The sequence below is a fragment of the Micromonospora sp. NPDC050795 genome (assembly GCF_044456785.1).
Classification (GTDB): Bacteria; Actinomycetota; Actinomycetes; order Mycobacteriales; family Micromonosporaceae; genus Micromonospora.
Map to the genome: position 1 here is coordinate 46,974 of NZ_JBITGE010000033.1, position 15,340 is coordinate 62,313.

A 15,340-nucleotide genomic window follows, 5' to 3' on the forward strand; every position below is an offset into this window, starting at 1 on the left:
GGCGGCGCGCGGTGGTGCCGACCATGGCGGTGGATGGCGTCGGGCAGATGGCCGGCAGGCCGTGAGCCGCGGTCGATGCGTGTGGGTTGCGGGCGCTTGGGACCCGTTCGTCAAGGACCGAAGATTTGATTTCAGGCAGGCCTTTCAATTGCCCGCGCATCAGTGGTGCAGGCAGTTGTCAAGACATTGACCGACGGAACTGAGGTACGTATGATTTCGTCATCTCGACACGTTCCAACCACACGGGGAGACAAATGAAGAGAATGATGGGCCGCGCCGCCGGGGCTTCCGTGCTTGGCATTGCCTTTGTGCTCGCTGCGGTGCCAGGCGTGGCACAGGCGGCTACAACCAAGTGTGCCTATGATGGCTACGACCGGGCGTGCGCCACCAACAACGACAACAACTCCTCCACCATCGAGGTCTGCGACAACGAGGACGATGGCCGGACGGTGATCGGCCTGTTCCGGCGGACGGACGGCCAGGACGTCAGCGTTACCGACTGGAATTATGGCGGTGGCTGCCGAAGCTTTCCCGACGTAAAGATCGCGAGCTTTGTCCTGAAGGAAAACGGCGGTTCCTACGGCGCAAGAGTCTATATGTAGCGAGCACGCATACACGGTTCGACAATTACTCCCTCAGCCCGACCTGATCGTCCGGCTGGGGGAGTAATACGTGCGAGCGTTCAGGCGGCTATTTCCCACCTGATCACACGCTTCGACTGGCGGTGAATGCTGAATGCTGTCTCTGCGAAGTCTCGCCATGCGTCGCCGTCGACACTGACGCATGTCACCGCTGGCGCTCTGGTCACTGAGCCGGCCCGGCTTCGACGCCCTGCTCGCGTACCTGCGCTCCGGTGGCCCTCGACCCCGCCGACCGCATACCCGCTCGGCTGAGGCGCGGAGAGCCGGTTCGTGACGTGTCCGGCCCAGGAGGGGCGCTTGTCACCGGCGAATCCTTGCGCCGCGGCTGATCACACGGGCATACTCGACGGCGTGATCGCTGCGCGCTTCTACTTTTACTATGGCACCGGGAGTCCGGCTGCCGTAGGTCGCGCCTGATCGATTCAGACCTGCTAAAGCCCCGGCTCCTGGAGTCCGGGGCTTTTTCCGTCCCAGGTTCCGGGCACCGGGCACCACAGTGCGAGAGGTACCCGATGATGGCAGACGTGATGGAGCAGAGCGGCAGCCCGATCCGACCGGGGCAGCCCGTCGCGCAGGAGGCCGAGCAGGCGGTGGCCACACCACCGGCAGGTGCGGACGCCGAGCCGGCCGAGCAGCAGACCGGCACCGAGGAGCCGTCCGCCTCGGCGCGGATCGTGCAGATCAGGGAACGCATCGACGAGATCGACCACGCGTTGATCACGCTCTGGCAGGAGCGGGCCGCGTTGTCCCAGGAGGTCGGCGTGACCCGGATGGCGTCCGGTGGCACCCGCCTGGTGCTCTCCCGGGAACGGGAGATCCTGGAGCGGTTCCGGGTCGCGCTCGGTGCCGACGGCACCCAGTTGGCTCTGCTGCTGCTGCGCGCGGGCCGCGGCCCTCTGTGAGCCGTCGCGACCTGCGCTGAGGCGGCCCCGTCGGACCCCTCCATGAGCCACGCACGGGCCGCTGACGCTCGCGTGGGCTGTCGAGCGCCGCGCGGCCGATCCCGGTCATGAACAGACGAAACCGCCTGCCGTCGTCGTGGCGACGGCGGCAGGCGGTTTAGGTGACTCACACCTCGTGGGTGGCGACGATCTCGCGCTTCTCCGCGAAGTGGCAGGCGCTCGGGTGGTCCGAGCCCTGGCGGATCTCCAGCAGCGGGACCTGCTCGGCGCAGACGTCCTGCGCCTTCCAGCAGCGGGTCCGGAACCGGCAGCCCGAGGGCGGGCTGATCGGCGACGGCACGTCACCCGACAGCCGGATGATCGTCTTGTTGTGCCGCTGGGTCGGGTCCGGCACCGGCACCGCGGAGAGCAGAGCCTGGGTGTACGGGTGGGTCGGTCGCTCGTAGATCTCGTCCTCGGTGCCGATCTCGACGATCTTGCCGAGGTACATCACCGCGACCCGGTCCGACAGGTGGCGGACCACCGACAGGTCGTGCGCGATGAAGACGTACGAGAGGCCGAACTCGCCCTGCAACTGCTCCAGCAGGTTCATGACCTGGGCCTGAATGGAGACGTCCAGCGCCGACACCGGCTCGTCACAGACGATGATCTCGGGCCGCAGCGCGAGCGCGCGGGCGATGCCGATGCGCTGACGCTGACCGCCGGAGAACTGGTGCGGGTACCGGTTGATGTGCTCCGGGTTGAGCCCGACCAGGTCGAGCAGCTCGCGGACCTTGGCCCGGCGGCTGCCCTTCGGCGCCACCTCGGGGTGGATCTCGAACGGCTCACCGAGCAGGTCACCGACGGTCATCCGCGGGTTCAGCGAGGTGTACGGGTCCTGCATCACCAGCTGGATCTGCCGGCGCAGACGCCGCAGCGCCCCACCGGACAGCTTGGAGATGTCCTGGCCCTTGTAGACCACGTTGCCCGCGGTCGGCTTCTCCAGGTTCATCAGCACCCGGGCGAGCGTCGACTTGCCGCAGCCCGACTCGCCGACCACACCGAGCGTCTCTCCGGCGCGCAGACCGAACGAGACCCCGTCGACCGCCTTGACCTGACCGACGGTCTTCTTGAACACCACACCCTGCGTGACGGGGTAGTGCTTGACCAGGTCATTGACCTCGAGGATGTTCTCAGACACGGTTCACCAGCTCCTCGGCGAAGTGGCAGGCGCTGGCCCGGGCGGGGCCGACCTGCAGCAGCGGCGGGACCTTCTCCCGACACACCGGCTGAGCCATCGGGCACCGCGGGTTGAACGGGCAGCCCGGCGGGATGTTCATCAGGTTCGGCGGGAGGCCCTTGATCGTCCGGAGCTGCTGCCCCTTCTCGTCGAGGCGCGGGATCGAGTCGATCAGACCCAGCGTGTACGGGTGCGCCGGCTTGGCGTACAGCTCGTACACGTCGGCTTCCTCGACGATCCGGCCCGCGTACATGACCGCGATCCGGTCCGCGACGTCGGCGACCACGCCGAGGTCGTGGGTGATCAGGATCATGCCCATCTGCCGCTCGCGCTGGAGCTCGGCCAGCAGGTCCATGATCTGGGCCTGCACTGTCACGTCGAGGGCGGTGGTCGGCTCGTCCGCGATCAGCACCTCGGGGTCGAGCGCCAGCGACATCGCGATCATCGCGCGCTGCCGCATACCACCGGAGAACTGGTGCGGGTAGTTGTTGAACCGGCCCTTGGCGTTCGGGATCTTGACCTGGTCGAGCATGTCGATCGCGCGCTTCTTGGCCTCCGCGCGGCCCATGCCCCGCCGGACCCGGAACTGCTCGGCGATCTGGAACCCGACGGTGAAGACGGGGTTCAGAGCGGAGAGCGCGTCCTGGAAGATCATCGCGATGCCCTCGCCGCGGATGCGGCGGCGCTCCTCGTCGGACATGCGGAGCATGTCCTTGCCGTGGAAGCGGACCTGCCCACCGGTGACGAAGCCGGGCGGCGTGTCAAGAATGCCCATGACGGTCTGCGCGGTGACGCTCTTACCGGAGCCGGACTCGCCGAGCACGGCGAGGGTCTCCCCCGCGTCGACGTGGTACGTGACTCCGTTGATGACCTTTGCGACGCCGTCCCGGGTACGGAATTCCACCCGCAGGTCGTCGACCTCGAGCAGCCGGCCGGAGGGACGCCCGGACCCGCCGGGTCCCGGCGCTGACTGCTCGGACACGAGAATGTCGGACACTGGATCTCCCCTAGCGGAGTTTCGGATCGAGGGCCTCGCGGACCGACTCACCGAGCATCACGAAGCTCAGCACTGCGGTGACGAGGAACGCGGCGGGGAAGAACACCAGCCCTGGCGCGACCCGGACAAAATTCTGCCCATCACTGATCATGATGCCCCAGGACACCACCGGCGACTTCAGACCGACGCCCAGGAACGACAGGGTGGCCTCGGCGCCGATGAACGAGCCGACCATGATCGTGCCGTAGACCAGCAGCGGGGCCAGGCAGTTCGGCAGCAGGTGCTTGAGGATGATCCGGCCGGTGCCGGCACCCAGCGCGCGGGCCGCCACGATGTAGTCGGCCTCCTTGGTGGCGAGCACCGAGGAACGCATCAGCCGCATCACGACCGGCCAGCTCAGCACGATCAGTGACGCGGTCACCAGGCCCATGATCTGGGCCTTGCTGTTGCCGGCGCCCGATCCGTTGAAGGTGGTCAGGATGACGATCGCGCCGAGCACGAACGGCAGACCGAAGAAGACGTCGGCGATCCGGCTGAGCAGCGCGTCCACCCAGCCACCGCGGTAACCGGAAATGATGCCCATGGTTCCGCCGATGAGCAGGGTGCCCAGCACGGAGAGCACGGCGACCACGATGGAGGCCCGTGCGCCGTAGATGACCCGGGCGTAGACGTCGCGACCCTGCACGTCGTAGCCGAACCAGCCATTGGCGGACGGCTTGTCGAGGCTGCGCGACAGCGAGCCGTTGACCGCGTCGCCCGGTGCGAACAGCGCCGGGAAGGCCGCCATCAACAGGAAGATCACGATCAGCGTGGCCGAGATCCAGAACAGCGGCTTGCGCCGCAGATCCCGCCAGGCGTCGCCGAGCAGGCCACGCGGCTTCTCGTTGCTCTGCGGCTGGCCCGCGGTGGCGGGTGCGGCGGAGTCGGTGGGGTGTGCGCCAGGGGTACTGACGATCGATGCGGTACTCGGGTCACTCATAACGGATCCTCGGGTCCAGGGCGGCGTAGAGCAGGTCAACCAGCAGGTTCATCACGAGATAGACCAGCACCAGGACGACCACGATGCCTACCACCGTGGCGCTTTCCTTGGTGATGATCGCTCGGAAGACCTGACGGCCGATTCCGTTGATGCCGAAGATTCCCTCGGTGACGATCGCGCCACCCATCAGGGCACCGAGGTCGGTGCCGAGCAGGGTCACCACCGGGATGAGCGAGTTGCGCAGCAGGTGCACACCGACCACCCGGCGCATGGGCAGGCCCTTGGCGATGGCGGTACGCACGTAGTCCGCGCGACGGTTCTCCGCGATGCTCGTTCTCGCGACCCGGGCGATGTACGCCACTGACGCGCTGCCCAGCACGAAGCCCGGCACGATCAACTCGGACCACCGCATCTCGGAGGAGACGGTCGGCTTGATGATGCCCCACTGCACACCCAGCAGCCACTGCAGCACGAAGCCGACCACGAAGACCGGCAGCGCGATCAGGAACAGGGTGGAGACCAGGACCAGGTTGTCCAGGAAGCCGTTACGCCGCAGACCGCTCAGCACGCCGGCACCGAGGCCGATGATCGCCTCGATGGCGAGCGCCACCACGGCCAGCTTCAGGGTGTTCGGGTACGAAGTCATGATGATGTCGCTGATCTCGCGCTGCGAGAACGTCTGACCGAAGTCGCCCTGGAGCAGGTTCTTCATGTAGTTCGCGTACTGCACGAAGACGTTCTGGTCGAGGTGGTACTTCTCGGTCATGAAGGCGATGTACTGGTCCGGGCAGCGACGCTCGCCGCACTTACCGGCGAACGGATCGCCCGGAACGGCCCAGACGAGCCAGTAGATCAGGAACGTCGTACCGATGAAGACCGGCACGAGTTGGAGCAGCCGTCTCAACAGATAACGGCCCATGGGGTGGTCCTCCAGACAGGGGGCGCGTCGGACGGCCGACACGGTGGTGACAACGTGCGAGTGGAGTGTTGTAACACCCAGTCGCGGAACGGCCCCGGGTCGGGCTCACCGGATGTGGCGAGCCCGACCCGGGGTCAGACCGTTCGGATCAGAGCTCGACCGAGGTGATGTCGATCTCGCCGACGTTGTTCAGCTCGAGCTTCTTGATCTTCTCCGAGTGGCCGGACTGCTGACCGTAGAAGTAGACCGGGATGCTCGGAACGTCCTGGTCGACCTTCTCGACCGCCTTGGCGAACGCCTCGTGCGAGGCCTCCAGGCTCGGAGCGCCGCTGGCCTGCTTGGCAAGGGCGTCGACCTCGGGGTTGCTGTAGAGGCCGTCGTTCGAGGAGCCGTTGGTGACGAAGAGCGGGTTGACCCAGTTCTCGACGTCCGGGTAGTCCTGCTGCCAGGCAGCGCGGTACGGGCCCGTCATCTTGTGGGCGTTGATGTTCTGGCGGAACACCGCGAAGGTCGGCACACCCTCGGCCCGAGCGTTGATGTTGAGGTTGGTCTTGATCTGCTGCGCGACGGCGTCCATCCAGTCCTTGTGGGCGGAGTCCGCGTTGTAGTAGAAGACCATCTCACCGGTGAAGCCACCGGCCTCGGCGAGCAGCGTCTTGGCCGTCTCCGGGTCGAACTTGCAGGCGGTGCAGTTACCCGGCTTGGCGCCCGGGGTCAGCGGGTTCGCCCAGCTGTCGGCCGGCTTGCGGGTGCCGAAGAAGATCTTGTCCGAGATCTCCTGCCGGTTGACGGCGAGGGACACCGCACGACGCAGCTTCGGGTTCGCGAAGCGCTTGTCGTAGATCGGGAACGCGATGAACGCGGTCGACGGCGTGACGGTCGAGCGGCCCCGGTCACCGAGGTCGGTCTTCCACTTGTCACCGGCGAGCGCCGAGGTGGGGACAACCTCCATGAAGTCGAGGTTGTTGGCCAGCAGATCGGCGTAGGCGGCGTTGTCGTCCTGGTACAGCTTGACGTCGACGTCCTTGACCTTCATCTTGTCGCGAAGGTTGTAGTCGTCGAAGCGCGTCAGCTTGATGAGGGAGTTGTCCTCCCAGGACACGAACTTCACCGGGCCGTTGCCGATCGGCTTGGTCTTGCCGAACTCTTCCGGCTTCATGGTGAAGAACACGTCCGGCAGCGGCATGAAGGCGCTGTAGCCGAGCTTGGTCGGGAAGACCGCGGTCGGCGCCGCCAGGGTGACCTCGAAGGTCTGGTCGTCGATGACCTTCAGGCCGGACAGCTTGTCGGTCGTCGGGGTCGGGGCCTTCTTCGGGCCGTCCGCACCGTCCGGGTCCGTGGTGTAGGTCTGGTCGAAGCCCGCGATGTCCGCGAAGAAGGTGCCGTTCTGCGCGCCGTTCGGCGAGTAGGCGGCCCAGTTCCAGGCGTCGACGAAGTTCTTCGCCTTGACCTCGGTACCGTCGTGGAACTTGGTACCGGCCTTGATCTTGATCGTGAAGACCTTGGAGTCCGTGGTGTTGATGGACTCCGCCAGCGCGTTACGCGGGGCCCCACCGTCGTTCGGGTACTCGACCAGGCCGGTCCACATCCAGTCGATGATCTTGCCGCCACCGGTCTCCGTGGTGTTCGACGGGACCAGCGGGTTCTCCGGCTGGACGCCGTGAACAACGATCGAGCCATCCGCGCTGGCGGCAGTTTCGTCGCTGCCGCCGCTCGAGCAACCGCTCGCGACAAGCGCGGCAGCCGCGCTGAGCGCGATGGCGCTCGTCGCCCGCTTCGAGACTCTCATTCCGAGGGGCCTCCTCTTTCTAACCAGGTTCCGTCGTGGGTTTCACGCACGTTTGGGGGTGACACCGCCCGACCACCCCGGGGCGCGGGTCGCCGGGACCACAGGGAAGTTGGGGACACCCCTGATGTTCCGATCCGCCGGGCTCCCCCGCCAACGAGGCGTGACACGACGCAATCGACACAGCCACGGGCCGCCGAGATCGGCGAGATCGTGGTCGTGGGGCGTACGGAGTGCCACACACCGATGGTGAGGTGCTGCCACTGTGACACCCACTGGCCTCTTCCGTGAAGGTGCCGTTATCAAGCCGTTAGTTGCCCGCCACGTTGCCGATACTTGAAAAATGATCATAAAACGGTCGACGCAGGCGGCACTGAGCAGGAAATACGTTGCGCCCACCCGGCAACCCGGCCTCAGCCCGTGCGCGCGGCGCAGGGCCAGCCAGCCCGATGGGACGTGCGTCACCACTCATGTTTCGACCCGTCCGGATGAGGGCCGGTAGGGCTACCCGGACACGATCACCGGCTGGGCGTACGAGGGCGCGCCGGCGGTTTCTCTGATCTTCGCCGGTGTCGACGCGCCGTCACACGAGCCGGCGGTCCGCCGCCCAGCGGGAGAGCTCGTAGCGATTCGACATCTGAAGCTTGCGCAACACGTTCGACACGTGCGTCTCCACGGTCTTGATGGAGATGAACAGCTCCTTGGCGATCTCCTTGTACGCGTACCCCCGGGCCAGCAGCCGCAGCACCTCCCGCTCACGGTTGGTGAGCTGGTCCAGCTCCGGGTCGGCCACCGGCGCGTCCGGGCGTGCCGCGAAGGCGTCCAGCACGAACCCGGCCAGCCGTGGGCTGAACACCGCATCCCCGTCGGCCACACGCCGGATCGCGGCAGCCAGCTCGTCCGGGGAGATGGTCTTGGTGACGTACCCGCGGGCACCGGCACGGATCAGCCCGATCACGTCCTCCGCCGCGTCGGAGACGCTCAACGCGAGGAACTTGACCTGCGGGTGCGTACGCCGCATCGCCTCCAGCACCGCGCGACCGCCGCCGTCGGGCATGTGCACGTCGAGCAGCACCACGTCCGGGCCGACGGCGGCGATCCGGGTGACCGCCTCGGCCACCGTGCTCGCCTCGCCCACCACCTCGACGTGGGCGCCCAACTCCGCGCGCACCCCGGCACGGAACATGGCGTGGTCGTCCACCAGGAACACCCGCAGCCGCTCAGGGCGGGCATCCGCCGGGTCGAGGTGCTCGGTCGACTGCTCGGCCATGGTCATCTGTTCCTCTCCGCTGCGGACGAGTCCCGGGAGATCGGCAGGATCAACCGGACCTCGGTCCCCTCCCCCGGGCCGGACCGGATCTCGGCCCGTCCGGCGTGCCGCTTCATTCGCCCGATGATCGAGCCGCTGACACCGTGCCGGTGGTCCTCCACCGTATCGGGGTCGAAGCCCTTGCCACGGTCCCGGACGAAGACGCTTACCTGATCCGGCTCCACCTCCGCGTAGAGCGACACGGTCTGCACACCGGCGTGCCGGGCGGCGTTCACCAACGCCTCCCGCGCAGCCGCGACCAGCGCCCCGACCTTCTCGTCGGTCTCCCGGTCCCCCACCACCACCGTCTCCACGCTGATCGCGAAGGTGTCCTCCACCTCGGCCGCGGCCTGCTCCAGTGCGGCGGCGAAGCGCTCGCTCGGCGAAGCGGTCGGCTTGTAGAGCCAGTTGCGCAGCGAACGCTCCTGCCCTCGGGCCAGCCGCTGCACCGTCTTGACGTCGCCGGCGTTGCGCTGGATCAGGGCCAACGTGTGCAGCACCTGGTCGTGCACCATCGCGGCCAACTCGGCCCGCTCCTGCTCGCGGATGCGCCCCTCGCGCTCCGAGCGGAGCTGGCTGTACGTCCGCCAGAGCACCGGCGCGGCGACCACGCCGACGCCCGCCAACCCGACCAACGCGAAGATGACGCCATTGATCACCGCGTCGAAGTTCTGTGCCGGGGAGTAGACGGCCGCGACGCCGATGATGCCGACCGCGACCAGGACACCGCCGCCGATGAACCGCAGCACGAAGGCCCGCCGGTCGCTCTCCTCGACGACCGCGCCGAGCCAGGGCACCGGCATCGCGTCGCCCCACTGTCGCCGCCGCTCGGGCGCGGACTGGTGCCAGATGACCCCGGCGCCGACCGCGATGATGGCCACCAACCAACCGGCGGTGCCCGCCGCGCCGACCGAGTCGAAGACCATCACCTGGATCAACAGGACACCGAGCCCGATCCCCACGAACGGCAGGAGTTGGGCGACGTCCCGCCGGGGCGGCACCGCGGTGTCACCGGGACGCAGCGGCACCACCGCCCAGAAGGCCGCGTAGAGCAGCAGACCGAGCCCGCTCAGCCCGAGCAGGACCATGAACGCGACGCGCACCCGCAGCACCGAGATGCCGAGATGGTCGGCGATACCGGCGGCGACGCCGGCGGCCATCCGGTGCTCCGGGGCGCGGTACAGGCGCGGGGGCGAGGTCATGGTGCTGATCGGAGGCTCCCTGGTCACGGTGGCGGACAGGTCGAGGTCGGTGACTCGATCGTCACACGCTGCGGCGTCCGCGACCACGGGGACGCCCCCGACATTCCGGCCGCCGGATCTCAGGGTGGGGTCAGGGTCGGGTCCTGAGGTCGTTCGGGTGGGCCGGGCAGCAGGATCGAAGCATGACCGAGGAAGCTGCCCCGCCACCCCGACCGGGGTCGGCACAGCCGGGCGGTTCAGCACCGCCCCCGCCCACCACCACGCCCGCCGAATGGACCGAGCCCATCACGTTCGGTCCGCACGCCGGCACCGACGCGACCGCCGGCACCGTGCCCGGCGAGCCAGCCGACGGCCAGGCGCCGCCCACGGCGGGCCACGGCCCAGGCCCGGGGTTCGCGGCGGGCACCGGCTACGGCCCGGGCGGCACGCCGCCAGGGCCGGGTGGTCCCGGTCCGTCCGCACCGCCACCGCCGTTGGGCGGCACCGGCTTCACCTCGCGGTACGGGCTGGTCCGCCCGCGCGAGGGGCGGTACCTGGCCGGTGTCTGCGCGGCGATCGGCCGCGCCACCAACACCGACCCGGTGCTCTGGCGGGTGCTGCTCGCGGTTCTCGGGTTCTTCGGGGGCATCGGCATCCTGGTGTACGTCGCCGCCTGGCTGATCATCCCGAACGAGGGCGACACCGCGTCCCCCGTCGAGTCCATGCTCGGTCGCGGTCGCTCCAGCATGTCCCCGGTGACGGTGATCGTCCTGGGCATCCTGGTCGCGGCCAGCTTCGCGTACATCGTCACCGACGCCTTCCGCGCGGTGCTGCTCGGCGCGGCCATCCTGGTCGCCGGCGCGCTCCTGCTCAACCGGGACGGCCGCAACCCACGGCCCGGCGCCCCGGGTGGTCCGCCGCCCGGCGCACCGTCCGGCAACCCGGCCGGTCCGGTCGTCCCACCGGTGGCCTGGCCCGCACCGTCGTACGGCGTGGCCCCGTCGACCGCTCCGGCGGCGACGCCGCCGATGTTCAGCACCGGTCCGGAGTACGCCACAGCGACGACGGGGGCGGCGCCCACCGTCACCATCCCTGCCTACGACGCGTCGCCGACCAGCGCGACGCAGCCGGTGTCCGGGGTCGGCCCGGTGTCCGGGCAACCGGCCGGCGCGGCGGCTGCCCAGCCCGGCTGGCCGAGCACCGCCATGCCCAGCGCCGGGTGGCCGTCGGCACCGGTGAGCAGCACACCCGCTGCCCCGGCCGGCTATCCGACCGCCCCGCCGCCCTCCGGTTACCGCCCCCCGTTCGCGCCGCACGGTCCGTACGCTTCGCCGACCCCGGCCCCGCCTCCGCCGACCAAGCCACCGAAGCCGCCGAAGCGCCCCAAGGAGCGGTCGCCGCTCGGCGCGGTGACCTTCTCGCTGATCTTCCTGGTACTCGGTCTGGTCGCCCTGCTCGACCTGCTCGACGTCTTCGCGATCAGCGCCTCGGCGTACTTCGCGGCAGCGCTGGCCACGATCGGGCTGGGCCTGCTGGTCGGCACATGGTTCGGGCGGGCGCGCTGGCTCATCGCACTCGGTCTGGTGACCGCCGCGGCGCTGGGCACGGCGACCGTCGCCGAGTCCTACGACCGGATCCGGGGGGTCGACGGCGCGGTGACCTGGGCGCCCACCGACTACCGCGACCTGGCCGACCGCTACGAGAACAGCTTCGGTGACGCCGTGCTCGACCTGCGCGGCATCGACTTCGCGAAACGGGACAGCCAGGTGACGGTGGCCGTCAACTTCGGCCAGGCGACCGTGGTCGTGCCGCCGAACGTGGACGTCACCACAGTGGCCGACGTCAACGCGGGTGACGCCACCATCTTCGGCAACCGCTCCGGCGGGCTGGACGGCCGCCTGCGGGAATCCACCGACGTCGGCGCGGACGGGCCCGGCGGCGGGACCCTGCGCCTCTACATCCATGTCAATGCCGGCAACCTGGAGGTGACCCGGTGAAGGCTCACCGCACGGATCTGGTGTCGTTCGCCTTCGGGCTCGTGTTCCTGGCGCTGTCAGCCTGGTGGTTGCTCGCCCAACTGCTCGGGCTCGCACTGCCGCCGGTCGGCTGGTTCCTGGCCGGCGCACTCATCCTGATCGGGGTCTTCGGGCTGGTCGGCGCGCTGCGCTCGAGTCGACCGAATCAGCCGGGACCGATTGCCGAGGCCGGCGCCACCGAGGCGGTCGCGCCCGTCCCCGGCGCATCCGTCTCCGGCGGACCCGTCTCCGGCGCACCTGTCTCCGATGCCGCCACGTCGACGTCCGGTGCGGCCCTGCCGGTCTGGGAAGCCGAACGGTCCACCTGGGACTCTCCCTCCTCGGACCCGACGCTCATCTCGGACCCGACGTTGGAGACGCCGACGACCGAGGTGCGGGCGCAGGACGTGCCGAGCGCCGACGTGATCCACCCGGCCTGGCTGGCACATCCGCCGTCGGAGCCGTCGACCGAGCCCATCCCCGGCCGACCCGACAACGGAGACGACGAGCCGACCATCGGGAACCTCGCCCGCCCGGCCTCGTCCGAGGGGGACCAGCCGACCCGGTCCGACCAACCGGTCGGGGCCACCGGCGACCAGCCGGGTGACGAGCACCAGGGTCCGCGCAGGCACGCCTGACCTCGGACGGCCGTCCGCGTCGGTCCACCGCATCCCCACGGCGGTGCGGCCGGCGCGGACGGACGCATATGCTGGCTGGTGGAGATCTCGCCTCCGCCGGCCGGCCCGTCCCGCCCATGGCGGTCCCGCCGCGATTCCCGTCTCTACCCCCGTCAGGAGCCCGCCCGACATGACCCAGTCCCCCGCCGTGCGTACCACCGGCCGGTCCGGTCCGGTCCGCATCGGCGAGCGAGCCGCCCGTACCCTCGTCGCCGAGCTGGCCCGGATCAACGACCCCAAGGCCGCCCTGCTGGTCGGGGTGACCCCGGACTCCGCGGTGCTGGCCGCAGCGGTCGATGCGCTGCTCCCCGGTGACCGGCTCACCGTGGTGCCCGCCGAGCCGTTCGGCGCTGCCGCGCTCAGCGAGCACGTCACAGCCCAGGGTCGCTGGGTGGCCGACCGGGTGCGCGTCGTCGACTCGCTGGCCGAGGCCGAGGCCGCCGAGGTCGTCATCGCCGCTGAGGCGTTCACCGGCACCGCCGAGGCCACCCGCAGCGGCGTCGAGGGGTTGGTCAAGTACCTGACCGACGGGGCGGTGCTGAGCGTGGCGACCGTCGCCACCCCCGGCCGGACCGAGGGTGCCGCCGCCGAGCTCGCCCGACAGGACGCCCTCTACGGCGTCGGCGCCGATCTGGTGCTGCGCAACTCGCCACCGGTGCGGGTCTACCGACTACGGTTCACCCCGGCCAGCCCGGCCGCTGCCGACAGCCTGGCCCCCGCGTACCGGCCGTCGAGCGTGCCGGTGACCCGGGGCATGCACATCGACTCCAACGGCGTGGCAGCGGCGGGCATCGCGCTGGGCCTCGCGGCGCTGGCCCGGGTGGCGCGTCCGTCGTCCAAGCTGTGGCTGCTGCCGGCCCTGGCCGCCGGGCCGGTCGCCGCGTTCTTCCGGGACCCCGAACGGGACGTGCCGGAGGACCCGAGCGCCGTGGTCGCCAGCGCGGACGGAAAGGTCCTGTCGGTGCAGCGGCTGCACGACGAGCGCTTCGGCGACGGCGAGTGGCTACGGATCGCGGTCTTCCTGTCGGTGCTGGACGTGCACGTCAACCGCGCTCCGGTCGCCGGCAAGGTGGTGGACTACTTCGTGGCCGACGGCGGCTTCGTCAACGCGATGAAGCCGGACGCCGAGCACAACGTGGCCGCGTACACCGTGCTGGACACCGCTCGCGGCACCGTGGTGGTCGCGCAGCGGACCGGCCTGATCGCCCGCCGGATCGTGCAGCGCGCGCCGATCGGCGCGCTGCTGGCCAAGGGCGAGCGCTTCGGGCTGATCCGGTTCGGCTCCCGGACCGACGTCTACCTGCCCGCCGAGGCCGCCGACCCGCTGGTCGGGCCGGGCGACAAGGTGGTCGGCGGGTCCACGGTCATCGCCCGCTGGCGCTGACCCGGAGACGAAGAACGGGGCGCCGCTGACCGCGGCGCCCCGTTCTGTCTGTTCAGATCAGACGGTACGACGTTGCCGCAGCCAGAGAACCGGCCCGCTGACCAGGTAGCCCACCACGATCAGGGCGAACGTGAGCCGAATGTCGACCAGCGCGCCGATCACCGGGGCCAGCCAGAGCCACGGCGGTAGCTTCACCAGGCGGGCGAGCTTGGCGTACGGGAAGCTCGACACCATCGCGAAGGCCAGCAGCGCCACACCGGCGACCAGCACGGCACCGGGCACCGGCAGGCCGATCGCCACTGTCACCGCGAGGACCGCAGCCGCCATGGTGGTGGGCACCCCGCAGAAGAACCTGCCGTCCTTCGGCGAGACGTTGAAGCGGGCCAGTCGAATCGCGGCGCATGCCGCGACCAGGGCGCACGCCACTGCCGCCGCCGCCGTGGAGACGGAACCGGCGAGCGAGGCGTAGACCACTACCGGCGCGGCGAGACCGAACGAGCACATGTCGGCCAGCGAGTCCATCTGCGCGCCGAACGGGCTGGCCACCCCGAGCCGTCGGGCCAGCGCGCCGTCCAGACCGTCGAAGCCGACGCACGCGATCAGGCAGAGCGCCGCGATGCGCACCTCGCCCTGCATGGCCAGGAAGATGGCCAGCATGCCGAGCATCAGGCTGGCCAGCGTGCAGGCGTTGACCAGGCCGAACTTCATCCGGCGCGCCATGGTGCGCTCGCCGGGGAGCAGCGGGATCGTGTGGGCCTCGTCGGTCTGCGTCATCGGCGGCATCGCCGGGCTGACCGGCATGACCGCTTCGACGTCGGCTCGGTCCAGGCCCAGTGTCGGGTCCACGCCCAGTGTCGGCCGGCTGAGCCGGTCCAGGCCGTAGCGACGGCGCTGCCGATCGGCGTACCGGTGCTCGGTCGGGGCCAGGTCGGTCGGGTGCAGGTCGCCGTCACGGCGACCGACCCGGACCAACAGCACCTGGCGGGCGAACGTGCTGCTGCGGCGCAACCGGCCCGCCCAGCGACGCCCTGCGGGGCGCGGACTGTCAGTAGTACGACGCCGGCGCCATGGGGCTCTCGGCACGTTTCCTCCATCACCGGATCTGCTGACCGCCAAGTGGCGGGTGTCCGGCTGTCTCGTGCCGGACCTTGCATGGCCCGGCAGCCGTTTTGCGGAGTACACCATCGCATAGGGGAACATGGCTTGGCGATAGCTGCCGGCGGTACTTGTATCTGGCTTAAACCGCTCGAACCGCTCGCTTGTTCCCATCCCGGGCCTCATCGCCCTTTTCCTCCATCATTCCCGCCTTTGACTGTACCGGAGGGTCACCA

General features: G+C 69.6%; 12 protein-coding genes and 1 pseudogene. 5 read left to right on the forward strand and 8 right to left on the reverse strand.

All coding sequences use genetic code 11. The features are described from left to right. Nucleotides 1-254 precede the first annotated feature (254 nt). Nucleotides 255-602, forward strand: coding sequence for a hypothetical protein (locus ACIBEF_RS25535; RefSeq protein ID WP_396795661.1), 348 nt, complete (start codon nt 255-257; stop codon nt 600-602). A 551-nt stretch (nt 603-1,153) separates the two neighbouring features. Continuing rightward, nucleotides 1,154-1,543: a chorismate mutase gene (locus ACIBEF_RS25540; RefSeq protein ID WP_396795662.1), complete on the forward strand. Its 390-nt coding sequence runs from the start codon at nt 1,154-1,156 to the stop codon at nt 1,541-1,543. Between the two features lie 166 nt (nt 1,544-1,709). On the opposite strand, the gene ACIBEF_RS25545 is transcribed toward ACIBEF_RS25540, so the two are convergent. The 7 genes from ACIBEF_RS25545 to ACIBEF_RS25575 form a co-directional block, all read right to left on the reverse strand. Further along, complete coding sequence (locus ACIBEF_RS25545; protein ID WP_396795663.1) at nt 1,710-2,723, reverse strand: ABC transporter ATP-binding protein; 1,014 nt, start codon at nt 2,721-2,723, stop codon at nt 1,710-1,712. Then, nucleotides 2,716-3,744, reverse strand: coding sequence for an ABC transporter ATP-binding protein (locus tag ACIBEF_RS25550; protein WP_396795679.1), 1,029 nt, complete (start codon nt 3,742-3,744; stop codon nt 2,716-2,718). Before ACIBEF_RS25550 ends, ACIBEF_RS25545 begins: the two co-directional genes overlap by 8 nt. A 25-nt stretch (nt 3,745-3,769) precedes the next feature. Continuing rightward, nucleotides 3,770-4,738, reverse strand: a complete 969-nt coding sequence (locus ACIBEF_RS25555; RefSeq protein ID WP_124860279.1) for an ABC transporter permease — start codon at nt 4,736-4,738, stop codon at nt 3,770-3,772. After that, nucleotides 4,731-5,657: an ABC transporter permease gene (locus ACIBEF_RS25560; RefSeq protein ID WP_112638660.1), complete on the reverse strand. Its 927-nt coding sequence runs from the start codon at nt 5,655-5,657 to the stop codon at nt 4,731-4,733. Before ACIBEF_RS25560 ends, ACIBEF_RS25555 begins: the two co-directional genes overlap by 8 nt. Nucleotides 5,658-5,805: 148 nt before the next feature. Then, nucleotides 5,806-7,446, reverse strand: coding sequence for an ABC transporter substrate-binding protein (locus ACIBEF_RS25565; protein WP_396795664.1), 1,641 nt, complete (start codon nt 7,444-7,446; stop codon nt 5,806-5,808). 580 nt (nt 7,447-8,026) lie between these two features. Beyond that, nucleotides 8,027-8,713: a response regulator transcription factor gene (locus ACIBEF_RS25570; RefSeq protein WP_030337843.1), complete on the reverse strand. Its 687-nt coding sequence runs from the start codon at nt 8,711-8,713 to the stop codon at nt 8,027-8,029. A gap of 2 nt (nt 8,714-8,715) precedes the next feature. Continuing rightward, a complete protein-coding gene (locus tag ACIBEF_RS25575; RefSeq protein ID WP_396795665.1) occupies nt 8,716-9,954 on the reverse strand; it encodes a PspC domain-containing protein in 1,239 nt (412 codons plus the stop codon). A 182-nt stretch (nt 9,955-10,136) separates the two neighbouring features. On the opposite strand from ACIBEF_RS25575, the gene ACIBEF_RS25580 reads away from it, so the two are divergent. The 3 genes and pseudogenes from ACIBEF_RS25580 (at nt 10,137) to ACIBEF_RS25590 (ending at nt 14,009) form a co-directional block, all read left to right on the forward strand. Next, nucleotides 10,137-11,930, forward strand: a complete 1,794-nt coding sequence (locus ACIBEF_RS25580; protein WP_396795667.1) for a PspC domain-containing protein — start codon at nt 10,137-10,139, stop codon at nt 11,928-11,930. Next, nucleotides 11,927-12,148, forward strand: a pseudogene (locus ACIBEF_RS25585) (hypothetical protein); the annotation flags it as partial. The gene ACIBEF_RS25580 and the pseudogene ACIBEF_RS25585, both read left to right, overlap by 4 nt. Nucleotides 12,149-12,755: 607 nt before the next feature. Continuing rightward, a complete protein-coding gene (locus ACIBEF_RS25590; RefSeq protein ID WP_396795668.1) occupies nt 12,756-14,009 on the forward strand; it encodes a phosphatidylserine decarboxylase in 1,254 nt (417 codons plus the stop codon). Between the two features lie 57 nt (nt 14,010-14,066). Here the strand turns inward: ACIBEF_RS25590 and ACIBEF_RS25595 are convergent, their stop codons facing one another. Further along, nucleotides 14,067-15,017: a CDP-alcohol phosphatidyltransferase family protein gene (locus ACIBEF_RS25595; protein ID WP_396795669.1), complete on the reverse strand. Its 951-nt coding sequence runs from the start codon at nt 15,015-15,017 to the stop codon at nt 14,067-14,069. Nucleotides 15,018-15,340 lie beyond the last annotated feature (323 nt).

What these genes read in the sequence shown, in the direction of transcription:
- ACIBEF_RS25535 (WP_396795661.1), top strand. Translation starts at nt 255, where the DNA reads ATGAAGAGAATGATGGGCCGCGCCGCCGGGGCTTCCGTGCTTGGCATT.
- ACIBEF_RS25540 (WP_396795662.1), top strand. Translation starts at nt 1,154, where the DNA reads ATGATGGCAGACGTGATGGAGCAGAGCGGCAGCCCGATCCGACCGGGG.
- ACIBEF_RS25555 (WP_124860279.1), bottom strand. Translation starts at nt 4,738, where the DNA reads ATGAGTGACCCGAGTACCGCATCGATCGTCAGTACCCCTGGCGCACAC.
- ACIBEF_RS25560 (WP_112638660.1), bottom strand. Translation starts at nt 5,657, where the DNA reads ATGGGCCGTTATCTGTTGAGACGGCTGCTCCAACTCGTGCCGGTCTTC.
- ACIBEF_RS25565 (WP_396795664.1), bottom strand. Translation starts at nt 7,446, where the DNA reads ATGAGAGTCTCGAAGCGGGCGACGAGCGCCATCGCGCTCAGCGCGGCT.
- ACIBEF_RS25570 (WP_030337843.1), bottom strand. Translation starts at nt 8,713, where the DNA reads ATGGCCGAGCAGTCGACCGAGCACCTCGACCCGGCGGATGCCCGCCCT.
- ACIBEF_RS25575 (WP_396795665.1), bottom strand. Translation starts at nt 9,954, where the DNA reads ATGACCTCGCCCCCGCGCCTGTACCGCGCCCCGGAGCACCGGATGGCC.
- ACIBEF_RS25580 (WP_396795667.1), top strand. Translation starts at nt 10,137, where the DNA reads ATGACCGAGGAAGCTGCCCCGCCACCCCGACCGGGGTCGGCACAGCCG.
- ACIBEF_RS25590 (WP_396795668.1), top strand. Translation starts at nt 12,756, where the DNA reads ATGACCCAGTCCCCCGCCGTGCGTACCACCGGCCGGTCCGGTCCGGTC.